The sequence below is a fragment of the Methylomonas sp. AM2-LC genome (genome assembly GCF_039904985.1).
Lineage (GTDB): Bacteria > Pseudomonadota > Gammaproteobacteria > Methylococcales > Methylomonadaceae > Methylomonas.
In genome coordinates, this window is the sequence record NZ_CP157007.1 from 40,644 (window position 1) to 61,165 (window position 20,522).

Genomic DNA, 20,522 nt, shown 5'->3' on the forward strand with positions numbered 1-20,522 from the left:
CAACAATTCATCTATTTTATTTTCTATAATTTTAATTTCATTTTTTAACTTATCCTTATCTATTGATTTATAATTCTTAATTTCGTTTGATAGTTGAATTTCATTTTCTATAGACCATATATTATTACGAAGCTTATCAATTTCAAATGATATTTTAAAAATAGATTTTCAGGCTTCCAATTTAAGCCGGGACAGTCATCAAAGCAATGGGTTACGAGTAGCCCGTTCTCTTCCTTTTCTTGGCAGCGGAAGTTTCGCCCATTTCATCAACCAACCATGAAAACAGATCAGGAAAATCCCTGCCAAACAAGCGCATTGCCGCAGTTGTTCCGTCAGACCGTTTGAGTCCGTAGTTATGAATCACAGTCAATGCTCGCAAGCGTTTTTCGGTCAAGCCACGACCATTGTGATACATCTGCGACAGATAACCATTGCGCCCCTCAACGGCGGATGAGCTTCGATGAAAGTTCCGCGCTATCCACTCTGCCCACTCCAGCCAACGCTGCAACTCGCTTTCCGGCAAAGTTGCTGTGAATGCATCAGCCTGTAAATGCTGCGCGGCTTCAGGATGTTGATTGCGTAGGGCTTGCGTTTGCTGGTGTCGATAAACGCTGCTTTTAGATCGATTGACTAAAGCGGCTAATTTGCGAACGCTTTGTTTGCCACTTCTCGCAATTTCATCGATAATCAGACGACTCGTTGTTCGTAACTTTTGTGTTGTGTTGTTTTTTTGATCATTAATATATCGTACAAGATACGTCAACGAGATCTAACTTTTGTCCCGGCTTACCGTGGGTAGCCCATTTGAAAAAATATTATTAGGGGGGCAAGCACCTTTTTATCCAAAAAATAAAATTTTACCAGCCGACTAGGCGTTAGCGTACAAATAATGCATAAAAAATCATTGAATATCTTTGTGATATACATCAATGATTTGCAAAAGAGTTCGAGAATTGCGTTTTTTAAAAAAAACAACCATTCGATAAATATCATGTTATTTGTTCGCCAACGCCAACTTATTAACCATTAAAATTAAGAGATTGTAATGCAGAGTTTTTTTCACTTTCTTGAAGTACTTGTCATTGGCGTAGCTGTGCTAATTGGCTTATTTATTGTTTTACTTGCTTTACCAAAAAGCAAACTACGGGACGTCGCATTGGAGGTTTTGGGATATGGTGGAACTGTTCTTTCAGCTGTTGGAGTTCTCTCCCCTGTAGATTTAATACCAGATATTATTCCAGTACTTGGACAACTTGATGATATTGGATACATAGTTTTTGGTTTTGTATCTGCATTGACTGCTTATTTTCAAAGAAAAAGACGATTAAATGAACAGAATAGCGTATAGATGTTTTGTGTCAGCCGATAAATGGTGACCATAAGGGTGCTAAACAACCTTTTGGCTGTTTTCGAAATACCCTATAAAGTTAGACTTACAGCGTTTTTATATTCGATTAAATGCATTAAAAAAATGAATTGCACTTATTTAGTTGAATCTAAGGGTTTTTATAAAAAATTCTATAGCTTACAAAATATATGCCTGAATTGAAAACGCTGTAAGTTATTTTTTCAAAAATAGGAGCTTTTATGAAATGCCCAAAATGTGACAGTGAAGCTACGAAAATAGATCAATGGAATGAGGATGTCCAATAGTAAATGTGAATTATTGATTATTGTAAGCTATGATCTGAATCCGTGGCTTCAATAGTCGTCAACCAAATCAGTTGACGTGTATTTCTGATATTGATTGTATTGTTTAAATTCCGATGTAAAATAGTCAAGTCATTAAATTATATTATTTTTGTTGGCAAATAGTGAGAAAATATACTCAATTAACTTTCTTTGATCAAGGCTTTGACCTATTCTTGTTATAATCGTAATTCTGCGTGATTGCCTATGTTTACGCATTTCGTGTGTAGCCCCCTCAATCTGTAGAGTGCAATCTTCACGCATCACAGATTTTCCGAAAAACGTCCACCGCAAGAGCCGCATTGAATGTTTAGTCCGGGCTTTCCCCAGACGTTAAGATCACAAGGGCAGGTATATTTTGAACGGTTGGTTTTATTGGGTGTTGATTCAGATGCATTGATTCTGATACTGGGTGTTGCTGAATGTACTATTTCAACACCGCTGGAAGCGGCAATCATAATGGCCGCTTCCGGCAAATCAAGATTAAGACCGTAACAATGTTGTCCGCCTTCAATGGCTTTTACGGGCGCAAAGCGGTCATACCACGATATTTTAAAATCATTCGTTAATAACTCTTCACATGCCTGTATAAATTGACCGCCCTCAATTGGATAATCTGCTATGGAATCCCCTGTTTTGTTTCCGTCAGGCTGGCCAGTGCTGGATGGCATTAAGCCGATAGATTCCATTTTTTTGGCCCATTGTGCGTTATGGTATCGACCGCGACCCGAATCGCCAAAGTGATGCTGCCAAAGGTGCGTCATTTCATGGGCGACCGTTTGCATAATTTCTACCAACGGCACTACGGCAAAGTAAGTCGGGTTCATTGCAATTTCATCAATTTTCTGACCGGCCAGGTTTGAAAATCTGTCGGCGCTGAAATAGCCAACACTTGTATTTGAGCGTTGTAACGTAATGAGGCATTCAGGTAGTTCGTTATTAAACAGCCGCCGATTAAACGTGTCATAAGCGAGCTGCAACTCCGCATAAGTTATTGCAGTTGGTTTCATAATGGCTCAATTAAATTGTATTGCACAATGAAATCATTCTAGATCATGTGTTTGTATTGTGCAATACAATATCAATCCTGTCAGTTTGGGCTATACCCCAACCTGATGTCAGGGTAAGCCCCCTTATTCAGTCAGAATAGAGTGTGTTTTTATATTTCTTGACACATGGGGGCAAGGGTTATAGATTTCAACCTGACACATTTTGTATTTTGGGGGTAATCTTGCAGCGTATTGGATATATTAGAGTCAGTTCTTTCGACCAGAACCCGGACAGGCAGCTTGAGCAAGTCGAAGTCAGCAAGGTTTTTACGGATAAGGCATCAGGTAAGGATACGCACCGGCCAGCACTAGAAGCATTATTGGATTACGCCAGGGAGGGTGATACTGTTGTCATTCACAGCATGGATCGCCTAGCGAGAAATTTGGTTGATCTGCGTAGCTTGGTACAGCAATTGACCGGTCGAGGTATAAAGGTCGAGTTCATCAAAGAAAGCCTTGTTTTTACTGGCGAGGATTCGCCAATGGCAACGCTGCTACTATCCGTGATGGGTTCTTTTGCTGAATTCGAGCGGGCCTTGATCAAAGAGCGGCAGCGCGAAGGCATTACGCTTGCCAGGCGGAGAGGAGCTTACCGTGGCCGGAAAAAGGCACTGACAGAAGAGCAAGTAGCGGAGTTACGGCGGCGGGCCGAGGCAAAAGAGCCTAAAGCGGCGCTGGCTCGTGAGTATGGCGTTAGCCGTGAAACGCTATATCAATATTTAAGGCAGGATAATAGTATATGCGATTCGCTGGCCACTGTAAGCACGGATTAAGTCACATTAACGCCATGAATGAAAATCAAGAAACAACCTCTATTATAATTAATATGTTTGTTTATTAGTTCGTTAGTTTATTTGTTATCGACTTTGTTTGTTTTGTTCTGTAGTCATCGACTTAAAGGAGTAGTTGCGACCAGGCAGTCGCAAGGATGCGTGTGATTTTTGACAATAGCAAACAAAATCATGTACGAAAAGCCCGTAACCCATAGCCTCCGTGTGGCGCCCCATTACGACGCCGTTTTACATGCATGATTAAGGTGGTTGAGCGGCAATAATAGTATTTTTCATGATGACTGCAGAAGTCACACAAATCCTTGCGATCACCCGAAACAATCTCTAGTATAATTAATTTGTTCGTTCATTAGTTTGTTTATTTGTTGTTAAATTAGTTTGTTCGTTATTTTATTTTGTGCTATACTATAGTCATCAACTTAAAGGGGGTGCTTATGAGAAGAATAGGTCTTTTGATTGATCGCAATCATAAAGTTTGCCAGATATGGCAAAAAGCAATTGATTCAAAAAATTATGATTTATGCGCTCGTTGCCGTTGTTTGTCTTTTAAGATTTCTTCCGCTGTAAATTCTCTCTCTAAGGTTCTTGATTCCGATATTGGGTGCGCTTAAACAAGCTACCACATAGCCATCAACTTAAAGGAGAAATCCTCATGCAAACCACGACGATACAAACCGGACGCCCTGCAGAATTTGCGCCAGAAGCTATTATCCAGGCCGGTCAAGAACTGCGTGATGCTGGTCGCAATATCACCGGCTTTGCTTTACGCCAGAAGGTTGGCGGTGGCAATCCCAGCCGGCTTAAACAGGTTTGGGATGAGTATCTATCCAGCCAATCGGTGACCAGGGCAGAACCGGTGGCGGAATTGCCTATTGAGGTGGCCGAGGAAGTGGCTATGGTGACTAAAGCACTCACAGAACGCTTATCCATGCTAGCCGTTGAATTAAACGATAAGGCGGTAAAAGCGGCAGAGCGCCGGGTAGGAGAAGTGGTCAGAGCCGCTGGCGATCAACGTGAACAGGCCGAGCGTGAATTAGCTGATGCATCTAGTACCGTCGATGATTTAGAAACCAAACTGAATGAAGTCATAGCCGAATCCGAAGCATTTGAAAAGCGCCTGGCCGATGCCCAGGCAACCAATCAGGCCCAGGCCGTAGAATTGGCGCAATTGCGGGAACGTTTGGTATTAACAGAGCAGACCGCCAAGAGCGCTGGTGAACAACATACCGTCGAACTTGAACGTATCCGAACGGAACTGGCCGAGCAGAAAAAAGCGGTTCAATCTTTGGCCGCTGAACGCGACCAGGTACGCGCAGAACTGGCAACCGTAAAAGCCCAAGCCGTTGCCGCAGAAGAAACCCATCATGCGCAGCGCAAGCGCACCGCTGAAGAAACGCATCGTAATGTGGAACGGCTAACCAAGATCGAAGCCGACAGAGATAACGCACACAAAGAAACGGCCATAGCCCGTGAGGAAGCTGCGAAATTACGTGGACAGCTTGAGGCCACCCAGGCCCAAGCCGCCGAACTCCTGCAGGCGCTTAGCAGTCATCAGCCGGAGAAAACCGCAGGAAACAAGAAAACAACCGATTAAAAATTTTCTCTAACAGATTGGTTGACATTCGAAGTTTCAAAGCATATCATTAGTTTGCAGTTGTAGAATGGGGTAGTTTAGGTTGTGCTTTGATTAAGATAGAAACAGCCTCACCTAGCGTGAAGTTCAATAAATCGGTCTGATTCAATTATTCCACGATCACGATGCTCGACAGAAACTAATTATTCGTTTTTTGCCGGGGAAGAAATATTCCCTTAATACAATCGGGATTGATGATCGACAATTGAATATGGTTGTGCGTTTTAAAGCCTGCCTGTGGGTATAGTTCTTCACCTTCCCAGAAAGCGGCCCTGACAGAATCAAATTTTATATTTTGCTCTCTTTCGGCTAATTCAACAGCATACCGAATTACGGCGCAATCCAGTTCGCGTTTCTTAAAATCGAAGTCATTTTCGCCAAACGCTGTATTAGCAGGAAATTCTTTACCCGCCTCATTCAAGCCAAGAATCAGCTGATCGTAAGCATCTCGAAGGAAATCCAACCATTTCTTATCAAGCAAGTCTAAACAAATCCCAAGATCAATGATTGCGCCAATAACAAAAGGCTTCTTAACGGTAGATTGCTGACGTTGACTGGATTGTTCGGCAAACTGGTAGGCCCGTTCCGGGCTGCTTTCCCAAAAATAAACACCGTGTCCTAGCCAATCATAGCTATTCTGACTATGACGAAGCGTCAGTTCGCCATTTAAAACCTTCTTACCAATTTCTTCATCAAGACCATGAAAGCCTAGAGCATAGGAAGGTTTTGATGAATACAATTATTTTCCCTGCTGACGAGCTTTATCTTTTTTTATCGTTTCAGCTGAAAAAAAACGCTCAACGTAATCGCCATTGGTATCCAGAATATTTGCTTTTATCAAAAGTTTAGCCCGTTCCTCTTTTGTGCGAAAGTTAGCATCGCTACGAACAGCTGTTTCTGCATGAACCATTTGCATTGGCAAACTCCTAAAGCAATTACTAGTATTGAATATCGTTAGAGTAATTTACATATTTCTTTTCATAGTTTAGTCCCTTTTAAGGACGGAATCAACTTCTTTAGATTGCTGGGTGCTAATTTGGATTTATCTTCGGTGCATGCCAGCGTTCCATGTTGAGAATGACCGCTGCACCAAAATAGGTAAGCGATACCCGCCGTTGAAGCAGGTAAAGAAAGCGGACTCCGATTAAACTACAGCTTTAAGACTTAATTGGACTGGATTTGAAGCGCAACGCACGCTGGCATCCAATGTAAGTTTTTAAGCTAAAATTGTGAACATCGAATTTCCGGTTACGACCCAAACCGGCCTCTCGCGTTTCTCTAAACCGGACAGTCAGTCCAATCCAGATTATGCGAACTGGAGGGCTACAAAGCAGTCATTGGCGACCTCACACAATCGGCCATTTCTGCCGTTCGAGGTAACGTTCCAATTTCAATTGTTAAGGCAACCGTTGACCCAGTTGACTTTCCGTTATTCGGCGAGCAAATTGATATTATCACTGCGTCAGTAGGGCCAACAAGCGACACCCAAAAAATTAAACGAATAGCAGCAACCAATTATATTGAAGCTAATTAATAGGGATGAATTTCTGAATCAAGATCCACAGGGGATTGCCAGATTTATAATATTCTGGCTACCCTGGATTTTGTGATGATTTATGCAGTAGCTATTTGCATTGCAGATTGTTTACGACGAACGACCCAGCCTAATAATGGCATGCCTAATAACACCATCGCCCATTCATCAGCTTCTGGTATTGCAGAAATGTTTAAATGATTGTAACCGATCCAATCGTTGCTAACATATGGGTCGATTGTGATGGTCACACTTGGTTCAGTCATAAAATGTGGGTAAATTGGAACCTGCGAAGCGAGATCGAGGTACGAAGGATTACTTGCGAAGCCCTGTAATTGTATACCGTATCCCAACTGGTTTGTTACTACAAAGTTAGTTATATGCGTGATTCCGGTGTATGTACCAAATGCGTCGGTAAAGCTACCTTCCGATACACTGCTAATGACATGTAATGTATTATCGTAGTTGAACGCAATGCGGAACGAATCTGCAGCGCCATCACAATCGGAAGTGCAATCAGATCCTGTTACTATGTAATCAGTGAAGGTATCGGCGTAGCTAAATGCGCTATTAAGTGTTGTGCAAATAAATGCGAAAGTAGGAAGTGTTCTCTTCATAATTAGTATCCCATTGCTTATTTTGTCAGTGATGATAAAAACACTATGCAGCTTATTGGCTGAATTTTGGTTAATAAACTACCCGATTGAGCCAAACCTATCATAATAGGCATCAATATTGGATGTATATACTTAATAATACCTAGGTTAGACACTAATCATAGGTATGGATGATTGTTTACGAACGACCCAACCAATGACAAACCTAATAACATCATTGCCCATTCTTCTGGTACTGGTACTGGTACTGGTGAGACGGCACCATTGACTAAAAAATTAATACCATAGCCATTCCCAGCTCCAGACTCAGTCAAAGCCAAGTTGGGGGACCGTAAGGATTGCACCGTAAATGGGTAATAGTAAACAAACTCAGGTGATTTAGGATTATTTGACGTAAAAATCACCATATTTTGCCAATAATTGGCTTTAGCATACCAAATCTTTCGCTTAAATCACTTATAAAATTCACAAAACGATGTCAAATATGGAAGAATACCCCATCTAGAGGCTAGATACGCATGAGAATAGCCGCTATTGCCCATTTACGGTGCAATCCTTACGGTCACCCTATTGCGCTGTTTTCGCATTTTATTCCCTGCGGTGTCTGGGAAGCCGTGTATATCCTGGATGGACTGACAAAAAACAAGTCGGATATTCAGCCCGACACATTGCATGGCGATACCCAGGCGCAAAGCGCACCGGTTTATGGCTTGGCTTTTTTACTGGGTATCAAACTGATGCCGCGTATTCGCAACTGGAAAGATTTGAAATGGTTCCGACCGACTGCCGACGAAGTGTATAAACACATCGATGACCTGTTTACCAAGGATGCGATAGATTGGGATTTGATCGCCTGTCATTTGCCGGACATGCTGCAAGTAGCGCAATCGATTCGTGCCGGGCGTATTCAACCATCGACCATCTTGCGTAAGCTCGGTACCGCCAGCCGGAAAAACAAACTGTATTTCGCCTTTCGTGAGTTGGGCCGGGTCGTCCGCACCATATTCCTACTGGAATATATCAGCGACGATGCGCTACGTCAGGTCATTCAGGCAGCGCAAAACAAGTGTGAAGGTTTCAACAACTTTGCTCAGTGGGCATATTTCGGATCGGACACCATCGAGGAGAATGTGCGCGAGGATCAGCTGAAGATAATCAAGTACAACCATCTGATTGCCAATCTGATGATTTTCCACAACTGCCATACAATGACGCAGGCATTCAAGGAGCTGGAAGCGGAGGGAATGAAGTTAACGCCAGAATTGGCTGCTGCGTTTAGTCCATATCGGACTCATCACGCCAATCGTTTCGGCACCTACGAACTTCGGGAACGGGATTTGGAACCGATTGACTACGGTGTGACATTTCTGATGTAATGAAATCAGCGATGTTACTCATTTACGAAGGAATCCTTACGGTCCCCCTTTTGATGCCGCTAGAAGCCTCGTAAACCCTAGGGCGTGGGTTTGAACATCAGACATTTTGGCTCATTTTGTCCAATGTTTTTGACTGGTTTTCGCGCTACCAATTTTTAAGGCTATAATTCGGTTATCTTCTAACTACAACGGTATTGAAAAAAATATGAAAACAAATCTTGTAAAAGTATTTTTCGTTTTCTGCATCATAACAATAAGTTTTATTGGTAATATATCTTATGCCGCTGGAAATAATACTTGTTTTGTTTCTGATTTAAATGAGCCAAAAATAAGGGAAAAATGCAATACAGGGGACGTTATACGGTTTCTAAAAAAAAGTTCGATTAATGATGAACTTCTCATGACTGCTGCGATTTGTAATTTTGATAAGTCAATTATTATTGGTGATACATGGATAACATGTGTTATCGCCTCACGCCGCAATTTAATAGAGGTTAAATAATAATCCAATAACATCAGACAAAACGGCAAGGTCTGTCTAATGTTTAACAGCATAAAAAAACCGCATTTCTGCGGTTTTTTTTATCGGTCTCGCCCCCTGCTGTAATCCTGCCCCTCTTTTTCTCGTTCCTGTCTGTTTGCCTCGTTTATAAGTTTAAAACGTTCGGTCGCGGCGGCGATACGTTCGGCGCGGTCTTGCTGTTCTGGTGTTTGCTCTACGCTGTATTCTCTGGTTAATTCTAAATATTTCTCTCTTGCTTTTTCGCTGGCACATCTAGCCGATATTGGGGGACCGTAAGGATTGCACCGTAAATGGGTAATAGTAAACAAACTCAGGTGATTTAGGATTATTTGACGTAAAAATCACCATATTTTGCCAATAATTGGCTTTAGCATACCAAATCTTTCGCTTAAATCACTTATAAAATTCACAAAACGATGTCAAATATGGAAGAATACCCCATCTAGAGGCTAGATACGCATGAGAATAGCCGCTATTGCCCATTTACGGTGCAATCCTTACGGTCACCCGTGTACATTTAAACAAAAGACATTAAGGGGTTAATTAACCAAAAGAACGGTTTGTCCCGCGACACCCCTGGAGCCCTTGGTATTAGCGGCTTTCAGACGAAATATCGATTTCAAATTCGCCACTAAAAATTCTATAGCCTATTGAATATTAATAACTTATTGTGCGTCACAAAATTCATGCTTGCCGATAAAGTTGGCTGACCGAAAGGATTAGGAATAATTAGTAAATGAGTAACGCCAACGTCACGCCAAGGTTCTGAATACAATGCTATTCACACTGTTCGTAATGATGCTATTCCAACCTGATACGAAACAATATCGATGGGATATGGAATGGTATTTTAGTTCTGCTTGCTGACGGCAAGCTTAAATCCCAGGAATACAAACACGCCTCCCGCTGTTCGCGTTAGCCAGGCAAATAAAAGCTTGCGGGGAGATAGGCGCTGATTAAGATGGTCTGCGAACCAAGCGAGGAACAAGCACCAAATTGTGCCAGTAAAATTAAAAATCCCGCCCAGGAAGATAAAGGCCAAGGCTTTGTTTGGCGCTTCATGCTCGATAAACTGTGGAACGAAAGCCAGAAAGAAAATCGCCACTTTTGGGTTGAGAACGTTGGTCAGAAAGCCTTGACGAAAAATACTGCGTAGGGACGCTGGCTGCGAGTTCTTTAGTGCATCTGAACAGGGTGAAGTACTGCGCATCAAGGTAATTCCTATGTATACGAGATACACTGCACCAATCAGCTTAAGCGTGGAGAATGCAGTCGAAGAAGCCGCAAGTAGCGCTGACAAGCCAACAGCGGCGGCAAAAATATGCAGGTAACAGCCCAGGGCTATACCGAGTGCGGCGGCTACGCCGGCAGAACGACCTTGGCCGACACTACGGGCAACAATATACAGCGAGTCTGCGCCAGGTGTGATATTTAGCAATAGACCAGAGATTACAAAAAGTGTTAGATCATGAGTGCCGAGCATAAGTTATAAAGTCAGTCGTTATTTTTAAAAAAATTCCCTTTGAGGCTATGTATTTGCTTCCGCATCAACACTGGCTATATTAAAAACCATACTGTCCATCCCCATAAGGCGCTCTTGATGGCTGAATTGAAATCCGGTTTTTTCCAAAACACGTATTGAAGCCAGATTTTTTGTATGCGTAAACGCCATTAAATATTTCAGCTCTAATATTTGAAAGTAATACCGAATCCAAGCGGATGTTACTTCTGTTGCTATACCTTGGTTCCAGAAGCTTGGCAACAATCTATAGCCTAACTCGAAACTATGACATTCAGGAAAATACATGGGGCCAGAGTCGCCAATCGGTTTCATGGTATTACGATCAAGAATTATCCATTTTGCATATCCATATTGATTTTGGTGCTCAATATAATGCGTTATCCTCAAAATGGTGGACTCCAGATTAATATCTGGGCCATGAGGCGTGAATTTCATGACCTCTGGATCACCAAACCAAGAAAATGACTGTATTGCATCATCCTCGGTAAATGGCCTGAGGATCGTTCGGGCTGTTTGCAATTCTGTTATTTGCATTGAATACACTTCGAATAAGGTTAGATTATATTCCAAGTCTGTTTTGGAACAGTGAACAAAAAGTCACACAGCGAGGAATGTTATGTTTTTCCCGATTCATTTCGTTTTTCTGCAATATGGGAGAAGAATTTCCGCCTCCCCACGCCAGCAATTTCACATACCTCAGCAGCGGTTTTGCCTGAATTTTCATATAAGATTCTGGCATTTTCCAATTTTTCAGGATCAGTCTTAGGTCGCCCCCCGGTTTTACCACGCGCTTTAGCAGATGAACGGCCTGCCGCCGCCCGTTCTGCGCGTAGCTCCCGCTCCATTTGGTGAATGGCACCCATCATCGACAAGAAACAACGACCAGTAGCTGTTGTTGTGTCGATATTTTCTCGCAATGACACCAAGTTAATCTGTCGTTGTTCCAAAACTTTGGCCGTTGTCAGTAAATCCATCAAAGAGCGCGTCATGCGGCTTAATTCACTCACGACCAAAGTATCACCTGGGCGAGCATATTCCAAAAACTGATCCCAGCCAGGTCGATCCATGTGTGAACCGGTCATTTTGTCGGAAAAGATTTTCCCGCAACCGGCTTTCTGTAAAGCATCGATTTGAGAATCCAGATTTTGGCCGATACTGCTGACCCGTGCATAGCCGATTCGATGGAGAGACATATCTGTAGAAGTAGAATGGGTGTACATAGTGCAAAAAGTTAACACATAGTACAGGTAAATGCATTATGATTTTAGCAAAGGTTTTTGCACTAAAAATGAAAGGAATTGCAATCCGAAAGAACCGGTCAACTTAGAGTGCAGAAAGTACACTTTTTGCACTGACTAAAAAGCAGCCCCCATCCATCAGAATTCGAATATCAAGCGACCGAGAAAAACAGTGGTGTGGAAATAACCGTGCCATAACCATCATCCTCATCAAATAGAAACCAGCATGGCTCGACTGACGATTTTAACCCAGGACGAAATCAATGATCTTTACGAAATACCCACGCTGGATGACGACGATCGATCATTTTTATTTGCCCTCGATACCGACGACATAGCCGTGCTCGATAGCTTTGAAAACAACACTACCTGTAAAGTGGATTACATCCTACAGCTTGGTTATTACCGGGCTGTCAATTACTTCTTCCTATTCAGCTTCCAAAAAGTTAAAGCGGATGCGGCGTTCATCATGCGGCTTTATTTTCCAGATGAGCCATTTCCCAAAAAGCAGGTGTCTAAAAATCATCACTACCGGAACCGCTACGAGGTGATGAATAAATTCGGCCTGAAAGATGTCGATACAGATTTTCAAAGCCAATTACTCAAAGAAGCAAAAGCGCTTGTCAAACGACACGCACTATCGCGGTTCGTGTTGGAAGGCTTGTTGAGCTATTGCCAACAACAAAATGTCATCCGGCCAGCTTATTCAAGTTTACAGGATATTGTGACTACCGCGCTTCAAGAGGAAAGAAACTGGCTGGTCAATAAACTTTACACCGATGCCGATAAAGAACTGCGTGCGGAATTGGATAAGCTGTTAACGAACGACGAACTGTTTTATAACCTCACCTTGCTAAAAAAGGATCAGAAGAATTTCAGCACCACTGAAATTAAAAATAGCGTCGCCAAACAACAGCTTGTCATCGGCATTTACCAAAAATCTCAGACCCTGATGCCTAAGCTGGGACTCTCAGAACAGAATATTATCTACTATGCAAATCTGGCGGAATTTTACACCATCCAGAAACTCAAGCGGTTAACCGATAAAAATCTGGTACGGCTGTACCTGCTTTGTTACGCTCATCGCCGGTTTCTTAAAATCAATGACCATCTGGTATCCAGCTTGATACAGAAGATGACAAAATATACCGATGACGCCAACGACTATCAACGTTCAGAAATAGAGTTGATTGAAAACGTCGATTCCAAGCTTAGGCAGCAGGCATGTAAGGTGCTGGCCATCAATATCGATAGCGGTATTCCCGATGAACAAGTCAGGGCCAAAGCCTTTGAAGTGGTTCCAGAAGCCGATTATAAACAATTTCTAGATGAATTTAAAAAGCCCAATCTAGACAGGGACTTCTATCGTTGGCAATACTATGGGCAACAGGCATTAACCATAAAAAGGAACCTGCGGCCAATTTTCAAAGTCCTGGACTTTTCTTGCACGAACGCTGGGCTAACAGAAGCCATTGTGTTTTTAAGGCGGCACCTGAGCAGCGGACTATCATTTCGGGATTATGCCTATGAAGACATCCCCATGAACTTTTTTCCTCAATCGCTGAAAAAATACCTCACCTATAAAGTGCTGGTCGATGATAAGAAGGTCAAAAAAGTGGATGGCGACCGCTATGAATGCATGGTTTATAGCCAGCTAAAACAGGGCATTGCCAATACCAGCGTGTTTATTAAAGACAGTAATTGCTATCGTACCCTGGACGATGAACTGATCGACATTGAATATTGGGCGCAACATAAAGATGAAATATTAAAGCAGCTCAACATGCCTTTATTGTCAATGAACATCGAAGACTTATTAAGTAAACTCGAAGCCAGCCTGAAAGAGAAATATGCGCGAGTGAACCAAAACATTAAAAACGGTGAAAACTCTAGCCTAAAAATTCATCGCAATAAGCAAGGCGAGCTGGTTAACTGGACTTTGCCTTATACCCGTCTTGATGACGGGATTAACAATCCATTCTATGAAAAGCTCTTGGTCTCAAGCATCGGCGATATTCTTAAGTTTTCGGCAGAGGCTACCGGTTTTCTAAAGTCTTTTTCACATCTTCAGCCAAAATACGCGAAGTCACACCCCGACCCTGAAGTTATTCATGCCTGTGTTATCGCCAATGCAACGGGGGTTGAAGCGAAGAAAATGAAGGCGATCAGCGATGTAAAAGAGCAAGATCTGGATCGGGTTAGTAAAAGCTATATTCGCTTTCAAACCCTATGCGCCGCCAATGATGTGATTATGAACCATACCGCCAAGCTGCCCATTTTTGGCGAGTATAATTTAGCTGACTACGGTGTTCACGCCAGTGTTGACGGTCAAAAATTGGCAACGAAATACCATACGATCAAATCCAGGTACGGAAAAAAATATTTTGGCCTTCTGAAAGGCGTGGTCTTATTGGGACTCATCGGCAATCATCTCCCCTTGCGTCTGAAAGTCATCGGTGCAAACCAGCACGAAAGTCACTTCTTACTGGATATTGTCGAAAGTAATACATCAGATGTTGAAATTACGGCGGTATCCGGCGATATGCACAGTATCAATCGCGTTAACTTTGCCTTAATGTATATGTTTGGCTATCGATTTATGCCTCGCTTTACTCAGCTATCTGATAAATCAGATCAAAAATTGGTGAGTTTCGATGAGATCGACAAGTACGCAAAACACCTTATTAAGCCCAGCAAAAAGGTCAATAAATCGCTCATTATTAAGGAATGGGATAAAATTTTGAGAATTCTAGCCTCTCTGGCAATCAAAAAGACCACGCAAAGCCATATTGTGAGTAAATTATCGTCTTGTAAAAAGATCGATTCGACCTTAAAAGCCTTGATTGCCTTTGATGAAATCATTATGACCGATTATTTGCTGGATTATATCGATAGCAAGGAAATCCGCGAAGTGGTGCAAGGCTCATTGAACCGTGGCGAATCCTACCACCAGTTAAGCTCCACTATTTCCAAAGTCAGCGGCGGCAGGATGCTTAATGGAAAAACTGAAATTGAACTCGACATTAATGCCGAATCCATCAGGCTCATTGCCAACGCGGTGATTTTTTATAATGCGACCATTCTATCGGCGCTTTATCAGCACTATCTAACGATTGATCCGGAAAAGGCGAAAGAAATAGTAAGATTTTCACCTGTTGCCTGGCAGCATATCAACTTCATTGGCAAGTATGAATTTTACAATCGAGAACATATTGTTAATATTCAAGAGGTTATCAAGAAACTTATTGGCGAATTTGAAATCGATATTTCGGCTGCAAGCCGCTAATACCGAGGGCTCCAGGGGTATCGCGGGACAAACCGTTCTTTTGGTTAAATAACCCCATTAAAGTCCCATAGGATATTACGGAAAGCCACTGCCGACAAGGCTTAGCGTCAATTATTCACTTCCCGATTTTAGCTATGAAAAACAGGTAATTTTTGGAAAATTAAAAAGTAGTTTAAATTAATCTTCTTAAGATGTCTGTTTTGAATATGGCATTTTTGTCTTCGCTGACGCTACAACAAAAACCGTATGCCCTTACAAGCTCGCTATTCGCTTGGTCGTTCCGACTTGGTGGCTATTGCCACCCACTTTCCAGTCCACCTTGCCCGCTCAATAAGGGCAGTTATGTCGGGTTGTTACGCTTCACTTCTCAACCGGACATAACACCCCTTAGCCGCTGGGGCTTAACCCTAAACCACGCAAAGCTGTCGCTATGCTTTTTTAAACCTTTCAGAACTTTTCAACACTAAGGGTTTGAAGTCCAACGAAAACGTACGATAGTGGCTAACTTAATTCCATTTTCAGTAAAAGCCATTAGGTGTAGCTTAGCCATTTAGTTTGTGGCGAAAGGTGCGACGTACACGAGTTCAATTTCTACACGCTGATTTTCTAATCTCCCTCCTGGCGTTGAATTATCGGCCACGAAATCTCCAGGGGCATAGTTGATGGATACCTTTAGTGGCGATACACCGTGATCTATTAGGTATTTTCTTGCCGACATCGCTCTTGAAAGTCCTAGCGATTCGTCTTTCCGGCCTGCGGCTATTGTGCTTGTTCGGCCCCGTACCGTGATAAGTGCGGCTTCTGCTGCATTTACAAGTTCTTGTTCATCACTGTAACTAGGCCGGAACACACGACCATTGTTTTGGAACTGAACCGTTACCGTCTTAGAGCTAGGTGTATTAAAGTTTAAAGGAGCGCTCGATACTGTCGGGTAATAAGGCTTAGGACTAATATCAGCCGCAAAAATCGGTTCTGCATGATAGGGAGCTTCTGCGTTGGCAATGGTGATAAGCGGCAAAAATGCAACGAATAGTAATAGGCGTTTTTTGCACATAGTCGTGGTACTCCTGATTGTTATTAGTTAATAACGGCTTTGGCGATCCAAAGCACTGATAGATGAAGCGGGTAATATATGTAAAAGATCATTTTTAAACGTGGCACGTTTAGAGATATGAAGCAGGCCGATAGCGCTACCGGCAAAGCCGCTAATGCCCAATGATTACCGTTGATAATTCGCATTGCTGTCAGCGCTGCTATTAAAATGATGATTGAGAGCATGTTTGCTTTTCTGCAGTATGACCAGGCGGCTATTCCAATAGTTATACCTGGCCACCAAAATTCAACGGATGAACCACCGATAATGAACACAAAGATTGCAATGATGTAACTGCCGATTGTGCCTCGATCTAGCAAGTAAATCGTGGCTGTCATGACTAGCAAGGCGAACATAATATTAAGTGGCCACCAACCTGTTATCAGCCCTCCTAATCCAATAAATGCGGGTGTGGCGATTAGACCGAACAGCATCAGACGTTTCATTGTCCGAATATAACCGCCCTTTTCCATTACGCCAGGTCGTGCCAAGTTGTAAGCCAATACAAATGCGAATAGCGGCATAGTTAAACGACCGCATTCAAAAATAAAGGGTAGTTTCTCTGCGAACAGGTATTTATTTACATGATCTAATGTCATAAGTACCAGTGCTAACCATTTCACGGCTTCGATAGCGCCATCTGACACAATCAAGCGAGGCAGACTATTCTGTATCGGCTTTGGCGACGATTTTGCGAGGTACATACGTTGTATTGATTGTTGCTGTGTATGTTGGTTTGGACTTTGTAGTTGTTACGTTCGCCGTAACCGGTTTTGATATCGCTAGTTCCGAGATTGCGGCATTAATCTTTGTTTGATCGCCGGACATTAACAAGTCCAACCTATCCGCCCATTTATTAGCCCGAAGCATCAAATCCGCTCTATATATGGCGTTAAAATAATGCGTTCTTGAGTGATAGTTAGCTGCTCTTGTCCATATGTCGCCTGAATCATTCGCTATGTGGCCATGCAGCCGCCATGCGGCTAGATCGTAAGCGTAGCAACCTTCGGCTGCTACATCTTCCGCCGTGATGCCATACTGAGCTGTCAGCGTTTTTAAGTAGGCGGTGTTAAATTGCATTGCCCCAACGTCATGGGTTCCGTTGGCGTTGCGAACCCACTGCCCCGGTTTACCGGCTTCTTTTTCGGCAACGGCGATTACGATATTTGCAGGTACATCGTAGTGAACGGCGGCGGCTATCGAGCACACTATTCGCTCATGAATTTGTGGAGGCATATCAATTGGCATAAGGCATGACCCCCGTGTTAACTAAGGCACTTCGCCGAATACGGCAATGATGTTGTCGATTTGACCACCAACACCGCCACCGCAACCATTTAGAAAAGCTCTACGCGCGATAGCTGTTGACACCGGATCGAAGCCCCACCAATTCCAAACCTGAATACTAAAAAACTCAGAGGTGGAACTGGCGCACTGTCCGGCGTTCCCTCCCCCTGCAATCATGCCGAACATACACAGCACCGCGCTGCACGGATTTGCTGCGGCTTTGGTTGTTGGAGTTAATATCATTACCAGTGCAAGGGCAATCGCTCTAATTTTCATAACGTGGCTCCTTTGAATTAAACTTGTTCTGAACGATTAACGAAAGCCGCTACTTCTGCGGCGGGATCATGCGAGTTATCTCCGCTGAGGCTGTTGTCACTGAACGATGGCATGTCATTTCTTATGGCTGTTGCAACTTGACCGGGTAAGGTTTGATCAATGCGGTTTTGCATGCTGTCTTTGAAGTTCTGAAACTTCTCCTTCGCAACTTGCCCTACCCCACTGGCGAGATTAGATACTGTACCGGCTGTTATCTTGGCTGCATTGCCGATTTCACTACCGCTACTATCACCGCCTCTTCCGCCGCCTGATGTTGTCGATGAGCTACCACCGCCACTTCCTCCATTGCTAGATGAACTACTACCGCCTGAACTACTGCTAAGCCCCATTGCTTTACCTAATGGCGTTGATTCAGGGCTTGTGGCCGTTTGTTGAGATGATGAAGATGAACCACCATCGCCACTATTAAAATCAGGCGAACCGCCGCTAGACTCGCTCGATCCTCCACCAGAAACATCGGCTGATGCTTTTTTGAATGCAGCCGTTAATGCTTGCGCTCCGCCTACGGCGTTGGCTCCGGCTGCCGCCATAGCTGCGCCGCCTGCTGCTAGCATTGAACCGGCTACGGCGGAGGCGGCCATAGCGGCACCGGCTCCAAAGCCATTCCCTATTGCACCTGCACCGCCGCCCATTGCAACTCCTCCAAGCATTGGAGGGACTTTATTTGTTAACACTAAGAGCACAACAGCAACAATCAACATAACACCCATTTCCTTAAGGTTCATGTTCGACGACATGCTTGTGTAATAGGTATTGACGAACGTTTTCCCGATGCCAACCAGCAAGATCATGGTCATAGTTTGTATGGCAATGCTCAACACAGTTTTGAAATAAGCGATTGCCATATCTGATGTCCACCTCGACCCCCCAAAACCAAGGTAAAACACTCCGGCATAGGCCAATATCCACCCACTAATTAGGAGCAACAGCATATTTATGGCTATCAGTGCCATGCATACAAGGATGATGCCACTGATGGTTACACCGACAGCACTATCTAACGGGGCCCACACAGTGGTTTTATCAATCACAGTAAAGAATATGCTGAATCCAATATCAACAATTCCTGATGGAGACAATGCAGATGGAAAACCCGATGCAGTGCTGCCTACGGATTCCATAGAATGAATGATACCTATTGCCATCGTCGGACCATTGGATAGTAGCCACCAGAAAAAGCCTGTAAACATGATGAACTTGATAAATTCCCCATAGAACTCTGCTATATCTGCTTTTCGCAAGACCATCATGCCCGCAGTCCAGACCATCGAAATGGTGGCAAGTGACCAGAACAAAAACGTGGCTCGTGCTTTAATTGTTGCTGCCCACGCACTTGCGGCGGCGGAATAATTATTTAATACAGTATCTAACATTCCGGTACTAGTGATTGCAGCATGAGCATCAACTGCGTGAATCACAGACAATAAGAACAACAGGCATAAAAATGTTCTTTTGAAAGGAGTTGTTCTCATATGAAATTACCGCCATTCAATCTTCGGACTTGCCTTGAAACTTCCACGTCTGATGCACAGCCCAGCGAAATCCTCCCTTATCTTTTTATCCTCGATCTTTACAATATTACCGTCCTGGCAATTTTCATCATTAACCTCAGGCATGACTGTTAAGTTTGGCTTAGGTATGTTTGTGTTAGTGGCTTCATCATTTGAGCAACCATTAATCAAGGAAACCAGTAAAGTTGCCAGAATGTAGTATTTAAATTTATTGTTAATCATGCTTTTACTCCTATTGCCATAAAACGACTGGGCTGGCTACGAATGTGCCAGTCCTGATTTGTACTGCAGCGGCTGCTTGCTGCGCTTCCTGATCGGCCAGCGCTTGTTGCCTTGTGACTAAGGCGTTTTGTTGGGCAATAAGAAGTGCGCGAATTTGCAAAAGCTGGTTAGATTGCGCACTGGCCAATTGATTCGCTGCTGTTATAGCTTGCATCTGTCCAGTTGCATTTTGGGACGACGCTTGTAGTGTCGCAAGATTATTAGCATCATTTTGCAGAAGGGTTTGTTGTTGTGCCAGACCTTGGATAGATGCATCGTTTGCGCTCTTTTGCGCTACTGATCCATTCAGTTTACTTTGTGCAAGTTGCAGCCATTGTTGAGTTGTACAGCCGCCAGAAGTAATGCATGGAGAGTTGGCATACGACTGCATGTTCTGGAATTTTGATAAATAGGTATTGAGATTCCCGAACTGGTTTTCCATTTGGCTAATTGAATTGATGGAACCCAGTAGTCTTTGAACTGTTGTACCCGCCTGATCCCATTGAAATGTAGGAAGCTGAGCGGTGTTTTGTATCATATTTTGATATTGATTTAATTGCGTAGAATACTGCTGCAACTGGGTTGAGTATTGATCTAACTGTTTTAACGTTTGCGCGACCTGTTCCACGGCGGTAATACTATCTTGCGCTACATTAGCTCCATCAATAACCGGGATACCGGCGTGTACCGATGTTAACTCGCAAAAAACCATGATTAGAATTGCTACTATTTTGGCGGCCAAAATTGGTCTTTTCATTTCTCGTTCTCCGTGGCGT

General features: G+C 43.2%; 20 protein-coding genes and 1 pseudogene. 6 read left to right on the top strand and 15 right to left on the bottom strand.

From position 1 onward, the window contains the following. Positions 1 to 211 precede the first annotated feature (211 nt). Complete coding sequence (locus ABH008_RS24070; protein WP_347990348.1) at positions 212 to 763, bottom strand: DUF6399 domain-containing protein; 552 nt, start codon at positions 761 to 763, stop codon at positions 212 to 214. A gap of 282 nt (positions 764 to 1,045) precedes the next feature. Here ABH008_RS24070 and ABH008_RS24075 point away from each other — a divergent pair, with 282 nt between their 5' ends. Then, positions 1,046 to 1,348, top strand: coding sequence for a DUF1232 domain-containing protein (locus ABH008_RS24075; RefSeq protein ID WP_347990349.1), 303 nt, complete (start codon positions 1,046 to 1,048; stop codon positions 1,346 to 1,348). Between the two features lie 604 nt (positions 1,349 to 1,952). On the opposite strand, the gene ABH008_RS24080 is transcribed toward ABH008_RS24075, so the two are convergent. Continuing rightward, entirely contained in the window at positions 1,953 to 2,699 is a 747-nt protein-coding gene (locus ABH008_RS24080) for a SprT-like domain-containing protein (protein ID WP_347990350.1), read from the bottom strand. 221 nt (positions 2,700 to 2,920) lie between these two features. On the opposite strand from ABH008_RS24080, the gene ABH008_RS24085 reads away from it, so the two are divergent. Both ABH008_RS24085 and ABH008_RS24090 read left to right on the top strand, forming a co-directional pair. Then, positions 2,921 to 3,511, top strand: coding sequence for a recombinase family protein (locus ABH008_RS24085; RefSeq protein ID WP_347990351.1), 591 nt, complete (start codon positions 2,921 to 2,923; stop codon positions 3,509 to 3,511). Positions 3,512 to 4,181: 670 nt separating this feature from the next. Then, the gene (locus ABH008_RS24090) at positions 4,182 to 5,123 is read left to right on the top strand and encodes a DNA-binding protein (RefSeq protein WP_347990352.1); all 942 of its coding nucleotides are present in this window, start codon (positions 4,182 to 4,184) and stop codon (positions 5,121 to 5,123) included. Positions 5,124 to 5,301: 178 nt separating this feature from the next. Here ABH008_RS24090 and ABH008_RS24095 read toward each other — a convergent pair whose 3' ends face one another. The 3 genes from ABH008_RS24095 to ABH008_RS24105 form a co-directional block, all read right to left on the bottom strand. Then, entirely contained in the window at positions 5,302 to 5,901 is a 600-nt protein-coding gene (locus tag ABH008_RS24095) for a hypothetical protein (RefSeq protein ID WP_347990353.1), read from the bottom strand. Then, the gene (locus ABH008_RS24100) at positions 5,902 to 6,078 is read right to left on the bottom strand and encodes a hypothetical protein (RefSeq protein ID WP_347990354.1); all 177 of its coding nucleotides are present in this window, start codon (positions 6,076 to 6,078) and stop codon (positions 5,902 to 5,904) included. A gap of 698 nt (positions 6,079 to 6,776) precedes the next feature. Next, entirely contained in the window at positions 6,777 to 7,313 is a 537-nt protein-coding gene (locus tag ABH008_RS24105) for a hypothetical protein (protein WP_347990355.1), read from the bottom strand. Positions 7,314 to 7,882: 569 nt separating this feature from the next. Between ABH008_RS24105 and ABH008_RS24110 the strand changes: the two are divergent. Next, positions 7,883 to 8,689, top strand: a pseudogene (locus ABH008_RS24110) (Tn3 family transposase); the annotation flags it as partial. 205 nt (positions 8,690 to 8,894) lie between these two features. Next, entirely contained in the window at positions 8,895 to 9,191 is a 297-nt protein-coding gene (locus tag ABH008_RS24115) for a hypothetical protein (protein WP_347990356.1), read from the top strand. 871 nt (positions 9,192 to 10,062) lie between these two features. On the opposite strand, the gene ABH008_RS24120 is transcribed toward ABH008_RS24115, so the two are convergent. The 3 genes from ABH008_RS24120 to ABH008_RS24130 form a co-directional block, all read right to left on the bottom strand. Beyond that, positions 10,063 to 10,695, bottom strand: coding sequence for a LysE family translocator (locus ABH008_RS24120; RefSeq protein ID WP_347990357.1), 633 nt, complete (start codon positions 10,693 to 10,695; stop codon positions 10,063 to 10,065). A gap of 45 nt (positions 10,696 to 10,740) precedes the next feature. Beyond that, on the bottom strand, positions 10,741 to 11,268 hold the full coding sequence (locus ABH008_RS24125; protein WP_347990358.1) for a GNAT family N-acetyltransferase: 528 nt from the start codon (positions 11,266 to 11,268) through the stop codon (positions 10,741 to 10,743). Positions 11,269 to 11,348: 80 nt separating this feature from the next. Continuing rightward, entirely contained in the window at positions 11,349 to 11,927 is a 579-nt protein-coding gene (locus ABH008_RS24130) for a recombinase family protein (RefSeq protein WP_347990359.1), read from the bottom strand. Positions 11,928 to 12,198: 271 nt separating this feature from the next. On the opposite strand from ABH008_RS24130, the gene ABH008_RS24135 reads away from it, so the two are divergent. Next, complete coding sequence (locus tag ABH008_RS24135; protein ID WP_347990360.1) at positions 12,199 to 15,258, top strand: Tn3 family transposase; 3,060 nt, start codon at positions 12,199 to 12,201, stop codon at positions 15,256 to 15,258. Positions 15,259 to 15,808: 550 nt separating this feature from the next. Here ABH008_RS24135 and ABH008_RS24140 read toward each other — a convergent pair. The 7 genes from ABH008_RS24140 to trbJ are packed head-to-tail and all read right to left on the bottom strand — an operon-like array spanning position 15,809 to position 20,503. Then, positions 15,809 to 16,312, bottom strand: a complete 504-nt coding sequence (locus tag ABH008_RS24140; protein WP_347990361.1) for an OmpA family protein — start codon at positions 16,310 to 16,312, stop codon at positions 15,809 to 15,811. Between the two features lie 23 nt (positions 16,313 to 16,335). Then, on the bottom strand, positions 16,336 to 16,998 hold the full coding sequence (locus ABH008_RS24145) for a TraX family protein (protein ID WP_347990362.1): 663 nt from the start codon (positions 16,996 to 16,998) through the stop codon (positions 16,336 to 16,338). 16 nt (positions 16,999 to 17,014) lie between these two features. Continuing rightward, complete coding sequence (locus ABH008_RS24150) at positions 17,015 to 17,599, bottom strand: muramidase (protein ID WP_347990363.1); 585 nt, start codon at positions 17,597 to 17,599, stop codon at positions 17,015 to 17,017. Positions 17,600 to 17,620: 21 nt separating this feature from the next. After that, positions 17,621 to 17,914 carry a TrbM/KikA/MpfK family conjugal transfer protein gene (locus ABH008_RS24155; protein WP_347990364.1) on the bottom strand — a complete coding sequence of 98 codons (294 nt, stop codon included), beginning with the start codon at positions 17,912 to 17,914 and terminating at the stop codon, positions 17,621 to 17,623. A 17-nt stretch (positions 17,915 to 17,931) separates the two neighbouring features. Next, positions 17,932 to 19,446 (bottom strand): P-type conjugative transfer protein TrbL, encoded by a 1,515-nt coding sequence (gene trbL, locus ABH008_RS24160; protein WP_347990365.1) that lies wholly within the window; start codon positions 19,444 to 19,446, stop codon positions 17,932 to 17,934. A 6-nt stretch (positions 19,447 to 19,452) separates the two neighbouring features. Continuing rightward, positions 19,453 to 19,707, bottom strand: a complete 255-nt coding sequence (gene trbK / locus ABH008_RS24165) for an entry exclusion lipoprotein TrbK (protein ID WP_347990366.1) — start codon at positions 19,705 to 19,707, stop codon at positions 19,453 to 19,455. Positions 19,708 to 19,717: 10 nt separating this feature from the next. Next, positions 19,718 to 20,503: a P-type conjugative transfer protein TrbJ gene (gene trbJ, locus ABH008_RS24170; RefSeq protein ID WP_347990367.1), complete on the bottom strand. Its 786-nt coding sequence runs from the start codon at positions 20,501 to 20,503 to the stop codon at positions 19,718 to 19,720. Positions 20,504 to 20,522 lie beyond the last annotated feature (19 nt).